Origin of the sequence: Ancylobacter tetraedralis (assembly GCF_014195655.1) — a bacterium.
Classification (GTDB): Bacteria; Pseudomonadota; Alphaproteobacteria; order Rhizobiales; family Xanthobacteraceae; genus Ancylobacter; species Ancylobacter tetraedralis.
In genome coordinates this window covers 59,157-79,748 of sequence record NZ_JACICD010000007.1, presented here as the reverse complement: position 1 = coordinate 79,748, position 20,592 = coordinate 59,157, and the positions used below count along the sequence as shown (strand labels likewise).

The following is a 20,592-nucleotide window of genomic DNA, read 5'->3' as shown; positions in this document are numbered from 1 at the left end:
AAGGCGGCCGGAACGCGAACGGTAATCGTTGTGCGGGAGCGGGATGTGCCGCGAGAAGCACGTCGATGCGGTCGTGGACCGGGTGTTGAAAGTCAGATGGAGACGCTCCCCCGGTCCGTCAAGGGAGACGGCCAAGCCGGCCGGGCGCGTGCGTCCGGCCTTGGTCCTCACGCAGCGGCGATCAGGCGCTTGCGCCCGCATCACCGGCCGCCCGATCCGCATAGATGTAGAGCGGACGCGCATTCTGCTCCACGACCTCCTTCGAGATGACGACTTCCTCGACGCCCTCGAGACCGGGCAGATCGAACATCGTGTCGAGCAGGATGCCTTCCATGATCGAGCGCAGGCCGCGCGCGCCGGTCTTGCGCTCGATAGCCTTGCGGGCGATGGCGCCGAGCGCCTCCTCATGGATGGTAAGCTCGACATTCTCCATCTCGAACAGCCGCTGATACTGCTTCACCAGCGCGTTCTTGGGATCCGAGAGGATCTTCTTGAGCGCGGCCTCGTCGAGGTCCTCCAGCGTGGCGATCACCGGCAGGCGGCCGATGAATTCCGGGATCAGCCCATACTTGAGCAGATCCTCGGGCTCCACCTCGCGGAACACCTCGCCCGGGCGACGGTCTTCCGGGGCGGAGACGACCGCGCCGAAGCCGATCGAGGTGCCCTTGCCGCGCGACGAGATGATCTTGTCGAGGCCCGCGAAGGCGCCGCCGCAGATGAACAGGATGTTGGTCGTGTCCACCTGCAGGAATTCCTGCTGCGGATGCTTGCGCCCGCCCTGCGGGGGGACGGAGGCGACCGTGCCTTCCATGATCTTCAGCAGCGCCTGCTGCACGCCCTCGCCCGACACGTCCCTCGTGATGGAGGGGTTGTCCGACTTGCGGCTGATCTTGTCGATCTCGTCGATATAGACGATGCCGCGCTGCGCCCGCTCGACATTGTAGTCGGCCGACTGCAGCAGCTTGAGGATGATGTTCTCCACATCCTCGCCGACATAGCCCGCTTCGGTCAGCGTCGTCGCATCCGCCATGGTGAAGGGCACGTCGAGGATGCGGGCGAGCGTCTGCGCGAGCAGCGTCTTGCCCGAGCCCGTCGGCCCGATCAGCAGGATGTTCGACTTCGCCAGCTCGACATCGCCGGCATGCTTCGTCGCGTGGTTCAGGCGCTTGTAGTGGTTATGCACCGCCACCGAGAGAACCCGCTTGGCATGGAACTGTCCGATCACATAATCGTCCAGGACCTTGCAGATCTCCTTCGGGGTCGGAATGCCGTCCCGCGACTTCACCAGCGAGGATTTGTTCTCCTCGCGGATGATGTCCATGCACAGCTCGACGCATTCATCGCAGATGAACACGGTAGGTCCCGCAATCAGCTTGCGGACCTCGTGCTGGCTCTTGCCGCAGAACGAGCAATAAAGGGTGTTCTTGCTGTCGCCGCCGCCAACCTTGCTCATGCGTCTCTCCGTCCGCTCGGCCAGCCGGGAATTCCCGGGCCCGCCCCAGTCTCGAAGGCCGCCGCGGGCCTCCTTAGTCGGGAGAAACGCGACGGCACCCAGGCCGTCAAAAAAAGAAGCGACTAGAGGTCCCAACCGCTCGGCCTAGCCAAGCATGCTAGACGCGAAACGATCAAGAAGGCATTAGCACCATCCCCGGTTTCGCCGGAGGGGCTTCTGCCCCGTCGTCACCCCTGTCACACCTCCTGGCGACACTTCATCCAAACGTCATGCAAGCGCGATACCGCGATGCACGCAAGCCCGCGCTTCAAATCAGCGCGGGTTAGCTGTTTATATAGGAAGCCGACGTGGCTTCCGAAACACGCACGATAGAACCGCTCAGGCCTTTGCGGCGGCTTCGTCGGGGCGCTTGTCGATCACATTATCGATAAGACCAAACGACTTGGCCGCTTCGGCGGTGAGGAAGTTGTCACGCTCCAGCGCGTCCTCGACCACTTTGAGGTCCTGGCCGGTGTGCGTCACGTAGATCTCGTTCAGCCGACGCTTCAGGCTCTCCACTTCCTTGGCGTGGATCAGGATATCGGTCACCTGACCCTGATAGCCGCCCGAGGGCTGATGCACCATGATTCGCGCGTTCGGCAGGGCGAAGCGCATGCCCTTCTCGCCCGCGGTCAGCAGCAGCGAGCCCATCGAGGCCGCCTGGCCGATGCACAGCGTCGACACCGCCGGCTTGATGAACTGCATCGTATCGTAGATGGCGAGGCCCGACGTCACCACTCCGCCGGGGGAGTTGATGTACATCGAGATTTCCTTCTTCGGGTTTTCCGCTTCGAGGAACAGCAGCTGCGCGACCATGAGGGTCGACATGTTGTCCTCGACCGGGCCGGTCAGGAAGATGATGCGCTCCTTGAGGAGGCGCGAATAGATATCGTAGGAGCGCTCGCCCCGGTTGGTCTGCTCGACCACCATGGGGACGAGATAGTTCATGTAGGTATCGATAGGGTCACGCATAATCCGCTCCTAAGCGAGCCGGCGACAGGTGCCGTCCGCGATTCCGTCTCTCCCAACATAAGCGGAAAGTCCATTCCCGCTAGGGCCCGCGTATAATTCGCGCGCGACCGTTCGCCCAGCCGCGGCCTCCGCCAGCCCGAAAGGCGCCGTCCGGCGGGCCGGAAAGTGCCCCCGGCGGAACGGCAAAAGGGGCCGACCAAGGCCGACCCCTTCCCCAATCCGATGCCCGGCGCGGGGCCCGCAGGCCCGCCGGTCACGCTCGCGCGATCACGCGGCCTTTTCGGCCTCGTCCTCGGCGTAGAGCTCTTCGCGGGTGACGGGAACTTCCGTCACCTTGGCCTGCTCCAGCAGGTAGTCGACGACCTTCTCCTCGAAGATTGGCGCGCGCAGGCTGGCGAGCGCCTGGGCGTTCTTGCGGTAGAACTCCCACACCTGCTGCTCCTGCCCAGGGAACTGGCGGGCGCGCTCCACGACCGCGCGGGTCACTTCGTCGTCGCTCACCTGGATGTTGTTCTTCTCGCCGATCTCGGCGAGCACCAGGCCGAGGCGCACGCGGCGCTTGGCGATCTTGTCATAGTCGGCGCGGGCGGCCTCCTCAGTGGTGCCCTCGTCGGCGAAGCTGCGCTTCTGGGTATCCATCTCCGAGGTGATGGAATTCCAGATGCCCTCGAATTCCTGCTCGGCCAGCGAGGGAGGCACGTCGAACTGGTGCAGCCCGTCGAGGGCGTCCAGCAGGCGGCGCTTCACCTTGTTGCGGCTCTGGGCGGCATGCTCCTGGGCGATGCGGCTCTTCACCTGCTCCTTCATCGCCTCAAGGCTTTCGAGGCCGAGGCTCTTGGCGAACTCGTCGTCCACGCTCAGTTCGCCCGGGGCCTCGATGGTCTTGGCCGTGACCTCGAAGGAGGCCGCCTTGCCGGCGAGATGAGCGGCCTGGTAGGCCTCCGGGAAGGTGACGCTGACCGTGCGGGTCTCGTCCGCCGTGATGCCGATCAGCTGCTCCTCGAAGCCGGGGATGAAGCTGTTGGAGCCGAGCACGACCGGGACATCCTCGCCCGAACCGCCCTCGAAGGCCTCGCCGTCGATCGAGCCGACGAAGGAAATGGTGACGCGGTCACCGTTTTCGGCGGCGCCTTCCTTGGCGGAGAACGGGCGGTTGGATTCGGCGATGCGCTTCACCGTCTCCTCGACATCCTCGTCGGAAACCGCGAGCACCGGCTTGTCCAGCGTGATGGAGGCGAGATCGCCGATCTCGATCTTCGGCAGCACTTCGAGGCCGACCGTGTAGGCGAGATCCGCCTTGCCCTCGATCACCTCGTTGACCGCCGCCTCGTCCTGCGGCAGCTCGACCTTGGGCTGCAGCGCGAGGCGGAAGCCGTTCTCGTCGATGATCTTCGAGTTGGCTTCGTTCACAGCCTGGTCGATCACCTCGGCCAGAACCGACTTGCCGTAGAGGCGCTTGAGATGGGCGACCGGCACCTTGCCGGGACGGAACCCGTTGATGCGAACCTTGTCCTGCATCTCGTTCAGGCGGGCGGTGGCCTTGGCGTCGAGTTCGGCGGCCGGCAGCACCACGCGATATTCGCGCTTCAGACCTTCGGCGAGGAGTTCGGTGACCTGCATGTTCAATCGGCCTTCGTCGTGTTTGCCGCCGGGGCGGCGCTCTGAAATCGTGGTGCGGGGCATCGCCGCTCGCACGGCATCGCCCTCGTCGGAGTCGATCGGTCGGAAGGCTCCGGGCGCTGGAAACACTGGTGCGGGCGGAGGGTTTCGAACCCCCACGACTTTCGTCACGGGAACCTAAATCCCGCGCGTCTACCAGTTCCGCCACGCCCGCGGACGCATCGGCCGCCTTCGTTCCCGCGAGACGCGATGTCACGAAGGCATGCGGATGCGTGCACCCGAAAAGTGCCGCCAGCCGGGTGCGGGCTTATAACACGGCGATGTCGCAGCGCCAGCGCAAAATGCAACGCGCATCTGCGCTTTGTCACGCACCCTTCACACGATCCGGCGCGTGCGGCCGGCGCTACGTTCAGCCCCTTGCCCCGAGATGCGCGAACAGGCGCGCATAGACCGGCCGCAGCGCGTCGATGAGGTCGTCGGCCACCAGCCCGGGGCCAGCCTCCCGCGCCGCCTCACCGTGCAGCCAGACCGCCGCCGCCGCCGCCTCGAAAGGCGGCATGCCCTGGCACAGCAGCCCGCCGGCGATACCGGCCAGGACATCGCCCGCCCCCGCCGTGGCCAGCCAGGGCGGCGCGTTGGCGGCGATCGCCGCGCGCCCGTCCGGCGCGGCCACAACCGTGTCCGCCCCCTTGAGCAGCAGGGTAATGCCGAGCCGGCGCGCCCCGGCGCGCGCGCGCTCCAGCTTGGAGGGCGCCTCCAGCACCTCGGGGCAACCCTCGAACAGCCGGGCGAACTCGCCGTCATGCGGGGTGGCGATGGCGGCCGGGGAAGCGGCCACGGCGCGCGCCAGATCGTCCGCCGCCCCCGCGAAGCTGGTGATGAGGTCCGCGTCCAGCACCAGGCGCCGGTCGGCCCCGGTGGCGAGCTTGGCGCGGGTCGCCTCCCCCACGCCGACGCCGGGCCCGATCACAAGCGTCGACAGGCGTCGGTCGGCGAGAAGCCGGGCGAGATCCGCCGCGTCCTCGACCGGACGCACCATGATCGCCGACAGGTTAGCCGCATGGATGGGCAGCGCCGCCGCCGGACAGGCGACCGTGACCAGCCCCGCCCCGGCCCGCAGCGCCGCGCGGGCGGCCAGCCGCATCGCCCCCGTCGCCTGCGGCGGGCCCGAAACGGCCACGAGATGGCCGCGCGCATATTTGTGCCCCTCGATGCGCGGCAGCGGAAAGGCGGCGCCCCACAGCGAGGGCTCGTTCGCGAAAGCCTGCGGGCGAATGAGCTCGATCACTGAGGGTTGAATGCCGATATCCGCCACGGTGAGCGCGCCCGCGTGGAGCCGGCCGGGCAGCAGCAGGTGGCCCGGCTTGGCGCGGAAGAAGGTGACGCTCCAGCGCGCCTTGATCGCCGCGCCGCGCACCTGCCCGCTCGCGCCATCGATGCCCGAGGGCAGGTCGACCGCCACCACCGGCAGGCCGCGGGCATTCACCCGCTCCACCAGCGCCCGTGCCTCGCCATCGAGATCGCGCGCCAGTCCGGCACCGAACAGCGCATCGATGACCAGATCGACCCCGTCGAGCGAGGCATCCTCGGCGCGCTCCACCGGCCCGATCCAGCGACCCGCCATGGTTCCGGCATCGCCGCGCAGCTGCTGGCGCGCCCCCAGAAGCGCCAGGCGAACCCGATAGCCGGCTTCCACCAGCCGGCGCGCAACCACGAAACCGTCACCGCCATTATTGCCCGGCCCGCACAGAACCAGCACCGAGGCGCCGACCGGTGTCACCTGGGCGGCGACGCGCGCCACTGCCGCGCCCGCCTTCTCCATGAGCCCGATGCCCGGCAGGCCCTGCGCGATGGTCAGCGCATCCGCGCGCGCCATCTCCTCCGGCGTGAGCAGTTCCATCGGCTTCCCCCTCTCGGGCGCAAACGTGGCGATCCGCCTCACTCTAGGCGAAGGCGGGCTGCCGCGACGAAGAAACGACCTGAAAATAACAATCTCATACCGTTTGCCTATTTTGCGCGCGCCTTTATCGCGAGAGTCGCTGGCCAATCTGACTATATTTTAATCATTTTGCATAATTAATGACCATTCACATGGAAAGCACCGCCAGCCCCGGTACTTTTCCTCTCGCAATGCAACGGGATCTCGCTATTTTCGAGTGGGTCGGGGCGCTTGGCATGGGTTCTGCTTCGACGCGGTTCGACTCGACCGGGCGTCGCGGATCGTCGAGTCAGGGAGACGAGATGACATGAAGAAGATTGAGGCCATCATTAAGCCCTTCAAGCTCGACGAGGTGAAGGAGGCGCTGCAGGAGGTTGGCCTGCAGGGAATCACGGTCACCGAGGCGAAGGGCTTCGGCCGGCAGAAGGGGCATACGGAACTGTACCGCGGCGCCGAATATGTCGTGGACTTCCTGCCCAAGGTGAAGATCGAGGTCGTGGTCGCGGACGAGACGGTCGAAACCGCCATCGACGCCATCCGCCGTGCCGCCCAGACCGGCCGCATCGGCGACGGAAAGATCTTCGTTTCCAACATTGAGGAAGCCATTCGCATCCGTACGGGCGAGTCGGGCGTCGACGCCATCTGACAGCAAGCGTAATATGGTCGGGTTTCAGGGCACGCGCCGCATCGTGATGGATGCGGCGCGTCGCTGTGTTGACCAACCGCTTGGGATCAGCCTGCCTGTTGAGCGGCGGCTGAAGAAAGAGGCACGATTGTAATGACGACGGCCAAAGACGTACTCAAGTTAATCAAGGATAACGACGTCAAGTACGTCGACCTGCGCTTCACAGATCCGCGCGGCAAGTGGCAGCATGTAACCTTCGACATTACCATGGTCGATGAGGACTTCTTCGCCGATGGCCAGGCGTTTGACGGCTCCTCGATTGCCGGCTGGAAGGCCATCAACGAATCCGACATGCACCTCCAGCCTGATCTGGAGTCGGTGAGCATCGATCCGTTCTTCGCCGAGACCACGCTGGTCGTCGTCTGCGACGTGCTCGAGCCCACCACCGGCGAGCCCTATGGCCGCGACCCGCGCGGCATCGCCAAGAAGGCCGAGGCCTATCTCAAGTCCACCGGCATCGGCGACACCGTCTATATCGGCCCCGAGGCCGAATTCTTCATCTTCGACGACGTGCGTTTCAAGGCCGACCCGTACAATACCGGCTTCAAGCTGGATTCGGTCGAACTGCCGACCAATGGCGACACCGAGTATGAAGGCGGCAATCTCGGCCACCGCGTCCGCACCAAGGGCGGCTACTTCCCGGTTCCCCCGCTCGACAGCGCGCAGGACATGCGCGGCGAGATGCTCGCGGCCATGGCCCGCATGGGCGCCAAGGTCGAGAAGCACCATCACGAGGTGGCTTCCGCCCAGCACGAGCTCGGCCTGAAGTTCAACACGCTCGTGACGATGGCCGACCACCTGCAGGTCTACAAGTACTGCATCCACCAGGTCGCCAACGTCTACGGCAAGACCGCGACCTTCATGCCCAAGCCCGTGTTCGGCGACAATGGCTCGGGCATGCATGTGCACCAGTCGATCTGGAAGGGCGGCAAGCCGCTGTTCGCCGGCAACAAATATGCCGACCTCAGCCAGGAATGCCTGTGGTATATCGGCGGCATCATCAAGCACGCCAAGTCGCTCAACGCCTTCACCAACCCGCTGACCAATTCCTACAAGCGGCTGGTGCCCGGCTATGAGGCGCCCGTGCTGCTCGCCTATTCGGCGCGCAATCGCTCGGCCTCCTGCCGCATCCCTTACACCACGTCCCCGAAGGCCAAGCGCGTCGAGACCCGCTTCCCCGACCCGGGCGCGAACCCCTACCTCGCCTTCGCCGCGCTGCTGATGGCCGGCCTCGACGGCATCCTGAACAAGATCGATCCCGGCCCGGCGATGGACAAGGATCTCTATGATCTGCCCCCGAAGGAGCTGAAGAAGATCCCGACCGTGTGCGGCTCGCTGCGCGAAGCGCTCGGCTCGCTCGACAAGGATCGCGAATTCCTGAAGAAGGGCGGCGTGTTCGATGACGACTTCATCAACGCCTATATCGAGCTGAAGATGACCGAGGTGATGCGTTTCGAGATGACGCCGCATCCGGTCGAGTTCGAGATGTATTATTCGGTCTGAGCCCGCGCTCGCCGAATGTGGAAAGGGGCGCCCCAGGGCGCCCCTTTTTCATGAACCATGGCGGATGGCGCGGAGCAGCGCCCGCCCCTCACGCGCCCAGCGCCACCGGACCGGCGGGGGCGATCTCGATGCGGTTTCGCCCCTGCGATTTGGCGCGATACAGCACCGTGTCGGCCTCCGCGATCAGCGCCTGAAGCCGCATCCCGTGGGAGGCCGACGGCTCACCCTTCGACAGGGTGGTGACGGCGAGGCCGATGCTGACCGTGCACTGGATGGCCTCGCCCGCGTCGCCGAAACGCATGGAAGTCATCGCTTCGCGTAGCCCGAGCTGCACCCGTTCCGCCGCCAGCCGCGCATCGGACAGCAGCGCGCCCGGAAGCACCGCCGCGAACTCCTCGCCACCGATGCGCCCGACAATGTCGCCGTGGCGCAGATTTTCCCGCAGCACCCGCGCGAATATCGACAGCACGCGATCGCCCGCGCCATGGCCGAACCGGTCGTTGATCAGCTTGAAATGGTCGAGATCGAGCAGCATCACCGCCATCGTCCCGCCGGCGACGCCCTCGCCCATCGCCGATTCCATGAAGCCACGCCGGTTCAGAAGCCCGGTCAATTCGTCGCGCTGCGCGGCACTCCGAAAGTGCATTTCGCGGCGCTCGCGCACCATCAGCACCATCGCGAAGCAGATGAAGATCAAGATCGCCAAGGCCAGCAGGCCGAACCCCGCCATGGCCGGATCGGAGAACAGCGCGACCCTGTCTTGCCGGTCCACCTGCGCCGTGACGGTGGGAATGCGCGCGAGGTTGAACGCGAGGACAGCCGTCAGCAGCGTGAGCAGCGCAAGGCGCGGCCGCGACACCAGGCGCCCTCGGCGCAATTGCGCGATCGCCAGCAGATTGAGCCCGGCGATCATCAGGGAGATGAGGATCACCCGGTGGGCCGTCGACTCCGCGAAAAAGGGAAGCTGGCAAAGGGCCACGAACAGAAACGGCGCGATGAGCGCGCGCTGCGTGCGCGGCGGACGACCATCGAACCGGCGCAGCCCGGTCCAGATCAGGCCATAACCCGCCAGCATGGCGCCATTGCCGAGGGCGATCGACAGGGCATCGGGAATGACGTCCCGCAGCGCAACGCACAGGATACCGATCACCAGCAGTTCGATCGCCGCGGCCCAATGCGCCAGCGCCGGCTCGGAGGGGGTCAGCCACCAGACAAACAGCATCGCCGCCGCCAGCATGGTCGCTGCGGCCATAAGCACAACCCAGAGCGTCCAGGGATCAAACATCGTGGCTGAAACGCAGCCCCTCACATGTCGGCACGATTATTCCCCTACGATAGCGCCGATAATGCGCGGAGCGCAAAGCGGAAGGTGATGGCGAGTGTAGGCAAGCAACAGCATGCAAGAAAACGCACGCGAAAGAGCGCATGCAGGAGATGACGTGGCGCGGAGCGAACCGCCGTGTTCAGTGGCTATCGCTGGACGGCGTCAGTTCGACGACCTCGACGCGATTGCGTCCCGCCGCCTTTGCGGCATAAAGCGCCAGGTCCGCCTGCGCAATGGCGAGGCGCAGCCGCGCCTCGGCCTCCACCGCGCTTGCCGCAGGCGGAAACCGGCCGAAGGCGATGCCGATGCTGACGGTGGGCTCCAGCGGCGCATGGGCTCCCCCCAGCCCCAGCGCGGCGCTGGCAAAGGCGAAGGCGCGGCGCCAGCGCTCCGCCAGTTCCCGCGCCGCGTCGCATTGCGCCGCGGGCAGCACGGCGCCGAATTCCTCGCCGCCCAGCCGGCCGATGATGCTCGCCGGCGGGCTCTCATCCTTCAGCACCGCGGCAAACGCGGTGAGAACGCGATCGCCCGCGGCGTGCCCGTGGCTGTCGTTCACCTGCTTGAAATGATCGAGATCCAGTAGAACCATCGCGATATCGCCGCCGCGCCGACAGATATCGGCGGCGCGCTCATGAAAATCGCGGCGATTTGACAGGCCGGTCAGTTCGTCGCGCCGCGCCGCGTTGGCGAAATGCGCCTCCCGCCGCTCACGCACGGCGAGGGTCAGCAGGAAGCTCGCGAGGAAAAAGCTGGTAAGCGCCGCCACGCCGAAGGCCACGCCCACCGGCGTCATCAGCATGACCGGCCGGGCGCCGACGAACAGCGTGACCACAGCGATCCGTACGAATTGCATGAGCAGCATGAAGGCCAGCACCGCCAGCAGCCCACGCTGGCCGATCCCCCGGGGATCCTCGCTGCGCCACACCTCCCGCATGGCGAGGCCGAGCAGGCCGGCCGCGAGGACAGACTGGATCAACAGCCTTTCGACCAGCGTTTCTTCGAAGAAGGGTAGCAGGCAGAGCGCGCCCCACAGGGCCGGCGCCGCCGCAACCAGACGCCAGCGGACGGCGCGCCCGCGAAAGCTGCGCGTCGACGCCCAGAACAACCCGTAGCCGGCAAGCACCGCGCCATTGCCGAGAAAGATCGCCAGCCGCGCCGGCAGATGCTCCATGGCGAAACCGCACAGGATGGCAAACACCATGCAGGCAAGGCCGGCTGCCCAATAGGCCAGCGAACGCTCCGCCGGGCCGGCCGCCCAGGCGAGCAGCAGGGCCCCGATCACCAGCCCGGAAACGAGGGTGACGACAGTCCAAAGCGTCCAGGGATCGAGCCCCATTGCCCAGCCGGGAATACCCGCCTCTTGCCAAAAAGCACGCAGAGTATCGACCAACAAAAAAGGGCAGGCCGCAAGGCCTGCCCTTTGAAAACGAACCGGAGCAGGTCCGATCAGCGCTTCGAGAACTGGAAGCTGCGGCGGGCCTTCGCCTTGCCGTACTTCTTGCGCTCGACCACGCGCGAATCGCGGGTCAGGAAGCCGCCCTTCTTCAGCGGGCCACGCAGCTCGGGCTCGTAATAGGTGAGCGCACGGGAAATGCCGTGGCGCAGCGCGCCGGCCTGGCCGGAGAGGCCGCCGCCGGAAACCGTGCAGACCACGTCATACTGGCCGGTGCGGGCCGCGGTGGTGAAGGGCTGCTGGATGATGAGGCGCAGCACGGGACGGGCGAAATAGGTCTCGAGCGCGCGCTCATTGACCACGATCTTGCCGGTGCCCGGACGGACCCACACGCGGGCGACCGCGTTCTTGCGCTTGCCCGTGGCATAGGCGCGACCCTGACGGTCGAGCTTCTGGACGTGCTTGGGCGCCTCGGCGACAGCCTGCGACTTCAGCGCCTCGAGCCCGTCGAGCGACTGGATGAGCTCAGCCATGATCAGATCCCAACATTCTTACGGTTGAGCGCGGCGACGTCGAGCGTCTCCGGCTTCTGGGCTTCGTGCGGGTGGCTGGCGCCCTTGTAGACGCGCAGATTGCCGAGAATCTTGCGGCCCAGCGGGCCACGGGCGAGCATGCGCTCCACGGCCTTCTCGACGACGCGCTCGGGAAAACGACCCTCGAGGACGAACTTCGCAGTCCGCTCCTTGATGCCACCCGGGAAGCCGGTGTGGTGGTAGTAAACCTTGTCGTTGCGCTTGTTGCCGGTCAGCACGACCTTGTCGGCATTGATGACGACGACATTGTCGCCGCAATCGACATGCGGGGTGTAGGTCGGCTTGTGCTTGCCCTTCAGGCGGGTGGCGATGAGGACCGCGAGACGGCCGACCACAAGGCCGGAGGCGTCGATCACGACCCACTTCTTTTCTACGTCGGCCGGTTTCGCCGAATAGGTGCTCATGGGGATATCCATTACAAGGCGTGTGGGGCCTTGGCGGCCGCACTTCTCTCTGGAGCGGGCTTCTAGCCGAAGCGGCGCACGACGTCAATGTGATGACATCGCGATAATGCAAGTAAAAACAATGACTTGCAACTTAGGTATTTTATTACCTCGCGATAACCCCCTCAAAAGGCTCAAGCGGGGATGGAATAGGTCGCCACCGCATGGGCGCACAGCTCTTCAGCGCCCGTGACGGCGAAGGGATCGCCCTCCCCGCCATGGGGCGCGCGCAGCCCCACCTCGCACACGGCGAGCCGCTTTCCGAGCTTCATGAGCCGCGCATCGGCGACCAGCAGTCCCAATGGTGGCTTGCGCAGGAAGTTGATGGAGAAGCTGGTCGTCACCGCCAGCGGCACCGGCCCGATGGCGGACAGGATCACCGCATAGGCGGCAATGTCGGCGAGGCCCATCATGGCCGGCCCCGATACCGTGTCGCCCGGTCGCAGGTGATCCGTGCCCGCCTCCAGCACCAGCCCCGCGCCGGCCGCGTCGACGCGCACCACGCGGTGCGGCCGGCCGGGACCGAAGGCCTGGGGAAACTGCGCGACGAGATAGGCCTGCAGCTGCGTAGCGTCCATGCTTCCACCCGCGCCCGCCGAATCCGTGCCGCTCATCGTCACCTCCCGCGCCTTCGCGTTTCCGGCCCTTCACATCGCCGCACCGCACGCCAATAGCCGCGTCGCGTCCGGCGCACCATATTGGCCGAAATCGACGTGGCAGACACCGGCCCACGCCGGCGCCCCACGGGGTGTCATTAGGAGAACGGCATGGACCACGACCATAGGGACCACGACCATTACGACGACGCTTTTGTCGCGGACTGGTTGCAACGTGTGCGCACCATCGCGGTGGTGGGCGCCAGCCCCAACCCCGCGCGGCCGAGCCATGGCGTCGCCCGCTATCTCGCGCGGCACGGCTACGAGGTGTTTCTGGTCAATCCGGGTCAGGCCGGGCGCGAGGTGGACGGGCTGCGCTTCTACGCCACGCTCGCCGACCTGCCCAAGCCGATCGACATGGTCGACGTGTTCCGCGCGCCCGAGCACCTTGCCGCTTTGGTCGAGGAGGTCCTCGCCCTCACCCCGCATCCCCGGCTTATCTGGACCCAGCTTGGCGTGCGTGACGACCAAGCGGCCGCGATTGCGGAGGCGGCGGGCGTCGCGGTCATCATGGATCGCTGCCCGGCGATCGAGATCCCGCGCCTGAATCTGGCCAGGGTGGGGTGAGGCTCGGGAAAGGCTCGGGCACGTCCCCGCGCGGCCGGCCGGAAGGCTCAGCTGCGGGGATAGCCGAGTTGCGGCTCCAGCCGCTCGAAGGTCTCGTCCATGGCGTAGAAGGGCATGAACGGCAGGCTGAAATGGCCGAAGCGTAGCGAAAGCTGCGATTCGGCGGTCAGTTCATCGGCCTTCTTGACCACGGCGAGATAGAGCGCGGAGGCGAGGCCGGTACGGTCGGCGCCCGAGCGGCAGTGCACGAGAATCGGCCGCGGCACATCGGCCAGCGTGGCGAGATAGTCCCTCACCTGCTCGTCGGTCAGCTCGCGCCGCGCGGACCATGTGAGATTGACCAGCCGCACGCCCGCAGCGTCGGCGATCTTGGCCTCTTCCCTGTACCAGGCCGAATCCTCGGACGGGCCGCGCAGGTTGATGATGGTGCGGATCCCGCGTGTCGCGAGCACCTCGCGCAATTGCTCGGGCGGCAGAGTGGCGGAACGATAAAGCTCGCCGTCGAGGACGGTATGGAGATTTCCGTTGCCATAGGCCCAGCCGGCATAACTGCCGACGATGAGGAAGCCGGTCAGGCCAAGGCCCATCACCCGCCGCACCCAGCGCCGCACGCGCCCACGCCCTGCCGTCACTTGTCACGCCTCCACGCCTGTCTAGGCAAAGACGTATGGCAGGCGAAACTGACAGCCAGCTTACAGAGGCGGCGACAGACTGACGCAGCGGCAGGTACCAAACCACATTGTCACTTCGCTGATAGAAACCAATCCCGGATCTATTGCGTTTTTTATCGAAGGGGCAACACTGGCGCCCGATGGCACCCAAGTGCCAACAGGAGGACGCCCGAAATGACCGACACCCCCGCTTCCGATCCCGCCTCGCCCGGCTTTGCCACGCTCTCCGTGCATGCCGGCGCCCAGCCGGACCCGACCACCAAGGCGCGCGCCACGCCGATCTACCAGACCACGTCCTTCGTGTTCGACGATGTCGACCACGCGGCGGCGCTGTTCGGCCTGAAGGCCTTCGGCAATATCTACACGCGCATCGGCAACCCGACCAATGCCGTTCTGGAGGAGCGCGTCGCCGCGCTGGAGGGCGGCACCGCCGCACTCGCGGTGGCCTCGGGCCATGCCGCCCAATTGCTGGTCTTCCAGACGCTGCTGATGCCGGGCGACGAGTTCGTGGCGGCGCGCAAGCTCTATGGCGGCTCCATCAACCAGTTCAACCACGCCTTCAAGAGCTTCGGCTGGAACGTGGTCTGGGCGGATTCGGACGACGTCGCCTCGTTCGAGCGGGCCATTTCGCCCAAGACCAAGGCGATCTTCGTCGAATCCATCGCCAATCCCGGCGGCATCATCACCGACATCGCCGCGATTGCCAAAATCGCCAGGCGCGCCGGCGTGCCGCTGATCGTCGACAACACGCTGGCGACACCCTACCTCATTCGCCCGTTCGAGCACGGCGCCGACATCATCGTCCATTCCGCCACCAAGTTCCTCGGCGGCCACGGCAATTCCATCGGCGGCATCATCGTGGACGGCGGCTCGTTCAACTGGATGCGCGAGGGGCGCTACCCCTTCCTGTCGCAGCCGCGGCCGGAATATGAGGGAATCGTCATCGGCGAGACCTTCGGCAATTTCGCCTTCGCCATCGCCGCGCGCGTGCTTGGCCTGCGCGATCTCGGCCCGGCTCTGTCGCCGTTCAACGCCTTCCTCATCCTTACCGGCATCGAGACGCTGCCCCTGCGTATCCAGAAGCACTGCGACAACGCGCTCGCGGTGGCGAAATTCCTGACCGACCACCCCAAGGTGGAATGGGTCAGCTATCCCGGCCTGGCGGGCGACCGCTATTACAACCTCGCCCAGCGCTACACGCCCAAGGGCGCGGGCGGTGTGTTCACCTTCGGCCTCAAGGGCGGCTATGAGGCGGGCGTGGCGCTGGTATCGCACGTCAAGCTGTTCTCGCACCTCGCCAATATTGGCGACACCCGCTCGCTGATCATCCACCCGGCCTCCACCACCCATCGCCAGCTGGCCGACGAGCAGAAGACCCTCGCCGGCGCCGGGCCGGACGTGGTGCGCCTGTCGGTCGGCATCGAGGATGCCGCGGACATCATCGCCGACCTGGAACAGGCGCTACGCCACGCCTGAGCGCGCTGCGCATGCAAGGGGGAGAGGACGCATGGGCGCGCGCCCCCGTTCACACCGGTGCCCCGTGCCGATCGTGAATGAATTGTGAGCCCGCCATGCAGGCATCGCAGGGCTGGGATGCGGTATAATTCCTACCAAATGAGCAGGGTGTCGATTATCTAGGCAACAAGCTGATTAACGGACGTGCAGCTGCCGAGGCACTCGGGGGCCGCGTCCCGCTTCTAAACCTGATGGAGATTGACATGCTGCTCTGGGGCCTTGTTGCCAAGCAGATCCGCCGCTGGCAGGCGTACCGCCGCACGATCAACGAGCTCTCGCAGCTCGACGACCGCACCCTCGCCGACATCAACGTCGCCCGCGGTGAGATCACCAACGTTGCGCGTCGCGCGGCCGCTGCCGCCTGATCGACCGGTTTTCGGACCTCGCGCCCGACCGATCTTATACAAGAACGGCCCCGGAATTTTCCGGGGCCGTTCTTTTTTGCCCGCGTTCCGTGCTAAGGCCGCGCGTCGACGGCAAGAAGAAGGCGCCACGTGCGCGTAATCGATTGGTCATGAGCATCACGGACAAGCCCCCCGTTCACGTCATCGGCGGCGGCCTCGCCGGCTCCGAGGCGGCATGGCAGCTCGCCCGCCGGGGCATACGCGTCATCCTGCACGAGATGCGGCCCACCCGCGCCACCGACGCGCACAGGACGCAGGCACTGGCCGAGCTGGTCTGCTCCAATTCGTTCCGTTCGGACGACGCCACCTCCAATGCGGTCGGCGTGCTGCATGCCGAGATGCGCCGGCTCGGCTCGCTCATCATGGCCTGCGCCGATCGCCACCAGCTGCCGGCCGGCGGCGCGCTGGCGGTGGACCGCGACGCTTTCGCCGCCGCCGTCACGGCAGCCATCGAATCCCATCCCGCGATCACCGTCGAGCGCGGCGAAATCGATGGGCTGCCGCCGGACGCATGGGATTCGGTCATCATCGCCACCGGCCCGCTCACCTCCCCGGCCCTCGCCGAGGCCATCCGCGCCCGCACGGACGAGACGGCGCTGGCCTTCTTCGACGCCATCGCCCCCATCGTCCATTTCGATTCGATCGACATGGACGTGTGCTGGTTCCAGTCGCGCTACGACAAGGCCGGCCCGGGCGGCACCGGCGCGGACTATATCAACTGCCCGATGGACAAGGCGCAGTACGAGGCCTTCGTCGCCGCGCTCATCGCCAGCGACACCGTGCCGTTCCGCGATTTCGAAGCGGCGACGCCCTATTTCGACGGCTGCCTGCCCATCGAGGTCATGGCCGCGCGCGGGCCGGAGACGCTGCGCCACGGCCCGATGAAGCCAATGGGCCTGACCAACGCGCACAACCCGACGGTGAAGCCTTATGCCGTGGTGCAGCTGCGGCAGGACAACGCGCTCGGCACGCTGTTCAACATGGTCGGCTTCCAGACCAAGACCCGCCATTCCGAGCAGGTGCGCATCCTGCGCATGATCCCCGGACTGGAAAACGCCGAATTCGCCCGACTCGGCGGCCTGCACCGCAACACCTATCTCAACTCGCCCAAGCTGCTGGACGGCACGCTGCGGCTCAAGGTCGAGCCCCGGCTGCGCTTCGCCGGCCAGATCACCGGCTGCGAGGGCTATGTGGAAAGCGCGGCAATGGGCCTCATGGCCGGCCTGTTCGCCAGCGCCGAGCGCCTTGGAGACGAGCCCTCCGTGCCACCGCCGACCACCGCCTTCGGCGCGCTGATCAACCACATCACCGGCGGGCATATCGAGACCGTCGAGGCCGGCCCCCGCTCGTTCCAGCCGATGAACATCAATTTCGGTCTGTTCCCCCCGTTGGAGGCCAACCCCACCCGCGATGGCGAGGGCAACCGGCTGCGCGGCACGCAGAAGACCGTGGCCAAGAAGCAGGTCATGGCGGCGCGGGCGCTGCGCGAGCTCGACCAGTGGGCGACCCTCCATGCCGATCCTTCGAGCGAGGCTGCCGCGTGAACCAGGCGCTTCCCGACGCCGCGCGCGGCACGTTCGAACTCGACACCGTGCTCAAGCGCGACATTTTCTCGACCATCGAGCGCGGCCTGTGGCGCGATGAGGCCGGCAACACCTTTCCCGCCGTCCGCCGGCGCTACAGCGATGTGAAATGGTGGATAAAGCCACTGGCGCGCCATTTTGCCCGCCGCGAAGCACGCGCCCTGCGCCGGGCGGAGGGCAGCGGCCACACCGTGCCGGTCTATGCGCTGGAGGAAGGCGCGCTGGTGCGGGGCTTCGTCGACGGCATTCCGCTGCAGATCGCCCGCCCCTATGGCGACGCCGCGTTTTTCCGCTCGGCGCGCGAGGGCCTGCGCGAAGTGCATCGCCGGCGCATCGCCCATAACGACCTCGCCAAGCCGCAGAACTGGCTCTATGCCGCCGATGGGCGGGCGGTGCTGATGGATTTCCAGCTCGCCTTCTGCTTCGAGCGCCGCTCGAAGTTCTTCCGCGTCGCGGCCTATGAGGACATCCGTCACTTCCTCAAGCAGAAGCGCAGCTTCTGCCCGGAAGCGCTGACGCCGATCGAAAAGCGCATCCTCGCCCGCAAGAGCCTGTTCACCCGCGTCTGGATGGCGACCGGAAAGCAGGTGTACAATTTCGTCACCCGCCGCCTGCTCAACTACCACGACACCGAAGGACGAGGCCCGCGCGCCATGGAGCAGGGCCCGCGCATCGCCGAGGCGCTCGGCGCGGCGCCGGGGGTGCGGGGCGTGCATATCGCCGATTTCCCCACCGCCGGCCACAGCTTCGGCCTCTACGCCTTCGTCGAGGCGACCGGCACCAGCGAGGAAACCCTGCGCGCGCATCTGGCCACCACCGTGCCCGATATCCTGCCACCCGAGCACCTGCAGATCGTGCCGGCTCTGCCCCGCGATGAGGCCGGCGAGGTGCGTGACGACCTGCTGCGCCTCGTCGCGCTGAACCAGATCGACCAGCTTGAGCAATTGCCCCGCAGCGCCAGCGAGCAGGCGGCGATCGACGCCATCATCCGCGACCGCCGCAACCTGAGCGACCGGGTGCGGCGCGGCATCTGATGCATCCCGCGCCGCCTTGACACGCCCGACCCGCCCGAAATGATCGGCGGGAACGGAATCGGGGCATTATCCGGCCGAAGCGTGCCTGGGAGAGACATGCGTTACTTCATCACCGGCACGGCGGGTTTCATCGGCTACCATCTGGCCCGGCGCCTGCTCGAGGAAGGCCATGAGGTGGTCGGCTTCGACGGCATGACCGCCTATTACAATCTCAAGCTCAAGGAGGCCCGGCACGCCGCGCTGGCGCAGTTTCCCGCCTTCACGGCGCATATCGGCATGCTGGAGGACCGCGCCGCGCTGGCCCGCGCCGCCACGGCCCGGCCCGATGTCATCGTCCACCTCGCCGCGCAGGCGGGGGTGCGCTACAGCCTGGAAAATCCCAAGGCCTATCTCGATTCCAACCTTGTCGGCTCGTGGAACGTGCTGGAACTGGCGCGCGAGCTGGGCGTCCAGCATCTGTTGCTCGCCTCCACCTCCTCGATCTACGGCGCCAACCCGACCATCCCCTTCCACGAGACGGACCGCGCCGACGAGCCGCTGACCTTCTATGCCGCCAGCAAGAAAGGGATGGAGGCGATGGGCCATTCCTATGCCCATCTCTACCGGCTGCCGACCACCGCCTTCCGCTTCTTCACCGTGTATGGCCCCTGGGGCCGGCCGGACATGGCGCTGTTCAAGTTCGTCGCCGCCATGCTCGAGGACCGCGAGATCGAGATTTATGGCGAAGGGCGGATGAGCCGCGACTTCACCTATATTGACGACCTGATCGAGGCCATCCTGCGCCTCGCCGCACGGCCGCCGGACGAGGCCAACCGGGTGGAAGCGCCCGCCGGCATCGACACCCTGTCGCACCAGGGGCCCTACCGCGTGGTGAACATCGGCGGCGGCCAGCCGGTGGGGCTGATCGATTTCGTCGAGACGATCGAGACCGTGCTCGGCCGGCCGGCCCGGCGCCTCATGCTGCCCATGCAGAAGGGTGACGTGCCGCGCACCTTCGCCAGCCCGGACCTACTCGTCGCGCTTACCGGCTATCGGCCGGCGACGCCGCTGCAGGAGGGCGTGCGCGCCTTTGTCGACTGGTATCTCGACGCGCGCGCCTATCTCTGAGCGCTACGGCTCCCCCGCTTCCGGCGGCGCAGCCTCGCCCGCGCCGGTGCGCGCCTGCGCCACCAGTTCGCGCAGGAAGGCATCGACCAGCGGCTGCTCGCCCGAGAGCCGGCGGGTGGCGGCGAAATGCGGCGATGCGAAACCGTAGCTCTCCGGCCGCAGCACGCGCATCTGCCCACGACCCGCCCAGTCCTCGCCGATATGGCGCGGCAGGTAGCCGATGAAGCGGCCGGACAGGATCATCATCACCTGCGCCTCCATCTGCACGATGGCGGCGCTGGCGCGCGGGTGGTTCACCCGGTAGAGATCGTCGAGGTGGCGGTAGCGCCGCACCGAGAACAGCGCTTCCTCGATTCGCGCATGGCTGATTTCCTCCGCCGGCAGCGCGAACAGGGGATGGCCGCGCCCGCAATAGAGCGCCTGCGGCTCGCGGTGCAGCGGCACATAGGTGATGCCGGGCACCTTCTGCGAGAACGGGCCGATCACCACGTCCCGCACGCCATCCATCAGCGCGCGCTCCAGCACCAGCGGCGTGCCGAGTTCGAGGTCGACGAACACTTCCGAGGCATAGGCCATGTAGCGCGCCAGCGCGGTCTGCAGGCCGAGCCGCGGGTTCGTCACCACGCCATCGACAATACCGACCCGAAGCCGTCCCACGAGGCGCTGCTGGTCGCGCCCGATGCGGCCGTGGAACGCATCGATATCCTCGAAGAGTTGGAGCGCGGCGGCAAGAATCGCTTCGCCGAACGGCGTGAGGCGGAAGCCGGCCCGCCCCCGCTCACATAATTGCCCGCCCAGCTTGCGTTCCAGCGCCGCCAGATGCGTGGAGAGGGTGGACTGGGAGAGATTGAGCGCGATCTGCGCATCCTGGAACCCGCCCTCCTGCGCCAGCACGACGAAGACGCGCAGCAGGCGCAGGTCGATATTGTCGAGCCGCCGCATGGGGTTCGGCTCCTTTCTGCTCACATCGATTTATCTCGATGTAAGCTTCCACTAATTCCGATTTTTTCGGAAGTGAATTTGCGAGACCATGGCGTCGTTCTCGCACAGGAGCGCCAGCGTGCCTTTCATCCATCCTGTCCGCACCCGAC

Annotated in this window: 19 protein-coding genes and 1 tRNA gene; 8 read left to right on the top strand and 12 right to left on the bottom strand. The window is 66.5% G+C overall.

The window, feature by feature from the left end; all coding sequences use genetic code 11:
• Positions 1-181: 181 nt before the first annotated feature.
• The 5 genes from clpX to FHS55_RS17290 all read right to left on the bottom strand — a co-directional run bounded on the left by clpX (position 182) and on the right by FHS55_RS17290 (position 5,984).
• On the bottom strand, positions 182-1,453 hold the full coding sequence (gene clpX, locus FHS55_RS17310) for an ATP-dependent Clp protease ATP-binding subunit ClpX (protein WP_152302452.1): 1,272 nt from the start codon (positions 1,451-1,453) through the stop codon (positions 182-184).
• 378 nt (positions 1,454-1,831) lie between these two features.
• Positions 1,832-2,464, bottom strand: a complete 633-nt coding sequence (locus FHS55_RS17305) for an ATP-dependent Clp protease proteolytic subunit (protein ID WP_183191039.1) — start codon at positions 2,462-2,464, stop codon at positions 1,832-1,834.
• 267 nt (positions 2,465-2,731) lie between these two features.
• A complete protein-coding gene (tig, locus tag FHS55_RS17300; protein WP_183191203.1) occupies positions 2,732-4,084 on the bottom strand; it encodes a trigger factor in 1,353 nt (450 codons plus the stop codon).
• A gap of 129 nt (positions 4,085-4,213) precedes the next feature.
• Positions 4,214-4,298: transfer RNA gene (locus FHS55_RS17295), tRNA-Leu, on the bottom strand.
• Between the two features lie 195 nt (positions 4,299-4,493).
• Positions 4,494-5,984, bottom strand: a complete 1,491-nt coding sequence (locus FHS55_RS17290; RefSeq protein WP_183191038.1) for an NAD(P)H-hydrate dehydratase — start codon at positions 5,982-5,984, stop codon at positions 4,494-4,496.
• Positions 5,985-6,330: 346 nt separating this feature from the next.
• Here FHS55_RS17290 and FHS55_RS17285 point away from each other — a divergent pair, with 346 nt between their 5' ends.
• Together FHS55_RS17285 and glnA are read left to right on the top strand one after the other, a co-directional pair.
• On the top strand, positions 6,331-6,669 hold the full coding sequence (locus FHS55_RS17285; RefSeq protein WP_183191037.1) for a P-II family nitrogen regulator: 339 nt from the start codon (positions 6,331-6,333) through the stop codon (positions 6,667-6,669).
• A gap of 132 nt (positions 6,670-6,801) precedes the next feature.
• Positions 6,802-8,211 carry a type I glutamate--ammonia ligase gene (glnA, locus tag FHS55_RS17280; RefSeq protein ID WP_183191036.1) on the top strand — a complete coding sequence of 470 codons (1,410 nt, stop codon included), beginning with the start codon at positions 6,802-6,804 and terminating at the stop codon, positions 8,209-8,211.
• An 88-nt stretch (positions 8,212-8,299) separates the two neighbouring features.
• Here glnA and FHS55_RS17275 read toward each other — a convergent pair whose 3' ends face one another.
• From FHS55_RS17275 to FHS55_RS17255, 5 genes are all read right to left on the bottom strand, one after another.
• Positions 8,300-9,463 carry a GGDEF domain-containing protein gene (locus tag FHS55_RS17275; protein ID WP_183191035.1) on the bottom strand — a complete coding sequence of 388 codons (1,164 nt, stop codon included), beginning with the start codon at positions 9,461-9,463 and terminating at the stop codon, positions 8,300-8,302.
• 211 nt (positions 9,464-9,674) lie between these two features.
• Positions 9,675-10,871 carry a GGDEF domain-containing protein gene (locus FHS55_RS17270; RefSeq protein WP_183191034.1) on the bottom strand — a complete coding sequence of 399 codons (1,197 nt, stop codon included), beginning with the start codon at positions 10,869-10,871 and terminating at the stop codon, positions 9,675-9,677.
• A gap of 110 nt (positions 10,872-10,981) precedes the next feature.
• The gene (gene rpsI / locus FHS55_RS17265) at positions 10,982-11,461 is read right to left on the bottom strand and encodes a 30S ribosomal protein S9 (RefSeq protein WP_183191033.1); all 480 of its coding nucleotides are present in this window, start codon (positions 11,459-11,461) and stop codon (positions 10,982-10,984) included.
• Between the two features lie 2 nt (positions 11,462-11,463).
• Positions 11,464-11,925, bottom strand: coding sequence for a 50S ribosomal protein L13 (rplM, locus tag FHS55_RS17260; protein ID WP_183191032.1), 462 nt, complete (start codon positions 11,923-11,925; stop codon positions 11,464-11,466).
• A 173-nt stretch (positions 11,926-12,098) separates the two neighbouring features.
• Positions 12,099-12,578 carry a PaaI family thioesterase gene (locus FHS55_RS17255; RefSeq protein ID WP_343056231.1) on the bottom strand — a complete coding sequence of 160 codons (480 nt, stop codon included), beginning with the start codon at positions 12,576-12,578 and terminating at the stop codon, positions 12,099-12,101.
• Positions 12,579-12,731: 153 nt separating this feature from the next.
• Here FHS55_RS17255 and FHS55_RS17250 point away from each other — a divergent pair, with 153 nt between their 5' ends.
• Positions 12,732-13,187 carry a CoA-binding protein gene (locus FHS55_RS17250; RefSeq protein WP_183191031.1) on the top strand — a complete coding sequence of 152 codons (456 nt, stop codon included), beginning with the start codon at positions 12,732-12,734 and terminating at the stop codon, positions 13,185-13,187.
• A gap of 47 nt (positions 13,188-13,234) precedes the next feature.
• Here FHS55_RS17250 and FHS55_RS17245 read toward each other — a convergent pair whose 3' ends face one another.
• Positions 13,235-13,819 carry a dual specificity protein phosphatase family protein gene (locus FHS55_RS17245; RefSeq protein ID WP_343056230.1) on the bottom strand — a complete coding sequence of 195 codons (585 nt, stop codon included), beginning with the start codon at positions 13,817-13,819 and terminating at the stop codon, positions 13,235-13,237.
• 213 nt (positions 13,820-14,032) lie between these two features.
• Between FHS55_RS17245 and FHS55_RS17240 the strand changes: the two genes are divergently transcribed.
• The 5 genes from FHS55_RS17240 (at position 14,033) to FHS55_RS17220 (ending at position 19,501) form a co-directional block, all read left to right on the top strand.
• The gene (locus FHS55_RS17240) at positions 14,033-15,334 is read left to right on the top strand and encodes an O-acetylhomoserine aminocarboxypropyltransferase (RefSeq protein ID WP_183191030.1); all 1,302 of its coding nucleotides are present in this window, start codon (positions 14,033-14,035) and stop codon (positions 15,332-15,334) included.
• A gap of 242 nt (positions 15,335-15,576) precedes the next feature.
• Positions 15,577-15,738, top strand: a complete 162-nt coding sequence (locus FHS55_RS17235; protein WP_183191029.1) for a DUF1127 domain-containing protein — start codon at positions 15,577-15,579, stop codon at positions 15,736-15,738.
• Between the two features lie 149 nt (positions 15,739-15,887).
• On the top strand, positions 15,888-17,321 hold the full coding sequence (gene trmFO, locus FHS55_RS17230) for a methylenetetrahydrofolate--tRNA-(uracil(54)-C(5))-methyltransferase (FADH(2)-oxidizing) TrmFO (protein WP_183191028.1): 1,434 nt from the start codon (positions 15,888-15,890) through the stop codon (positions 17,319-17,321).
• Positions 17,318-18,394 carry an RIO1 family regulatory kinase/ATPase domain-containing protein gene (locus FHS55_RS17225; protein WP_183191027.1) on the top strand — a complete coding sequence of 359 codons (1,077 nt, stop codon included), beginning with the start codon at positions 17,318-17,320 and terminating at the stop codon, positions 18,392-18,394. Before trmFO ends, FHS55_RS17225 begins: the two co-directional genes overlap by 4 nt.
• A gap of 96 nt (positions 18,395-18,490) precedes the next feature.
• The gene (locus FHS55_RS17220; RefSeq protein ID WP_183191026.1) at positions 18,491-19,501 is read left to right on the top strand and encodes an NAD-dependent epimerase/dehydratase family protein; all 1,011 of its coding nucleotides are present in this window, start codon (positions 18,491-18,493) and stop codon (positions 19,499-19,501) included.
• A 3-nt stretch (positions 19,502-19,504) separates the two neighbouring features.
• Here FHS55_RS17220 and FHS55_RS17215 read toward each other — a convergent pair whose 3' ends face one another.
• Positions 19,505-20,443: a LysR family transcriptional regulator gene (locus FHS55_RS17215; protein WP_183191025.1), complete on the bottom strand. Its 939-nt coding sequence runs from the start codon at positions 20,441-20,443 to the stop codon at positions 19,505-19,507.
• Between the last annotated feature and the right edge of the window lie 149 nt (positions 20,444-20,592).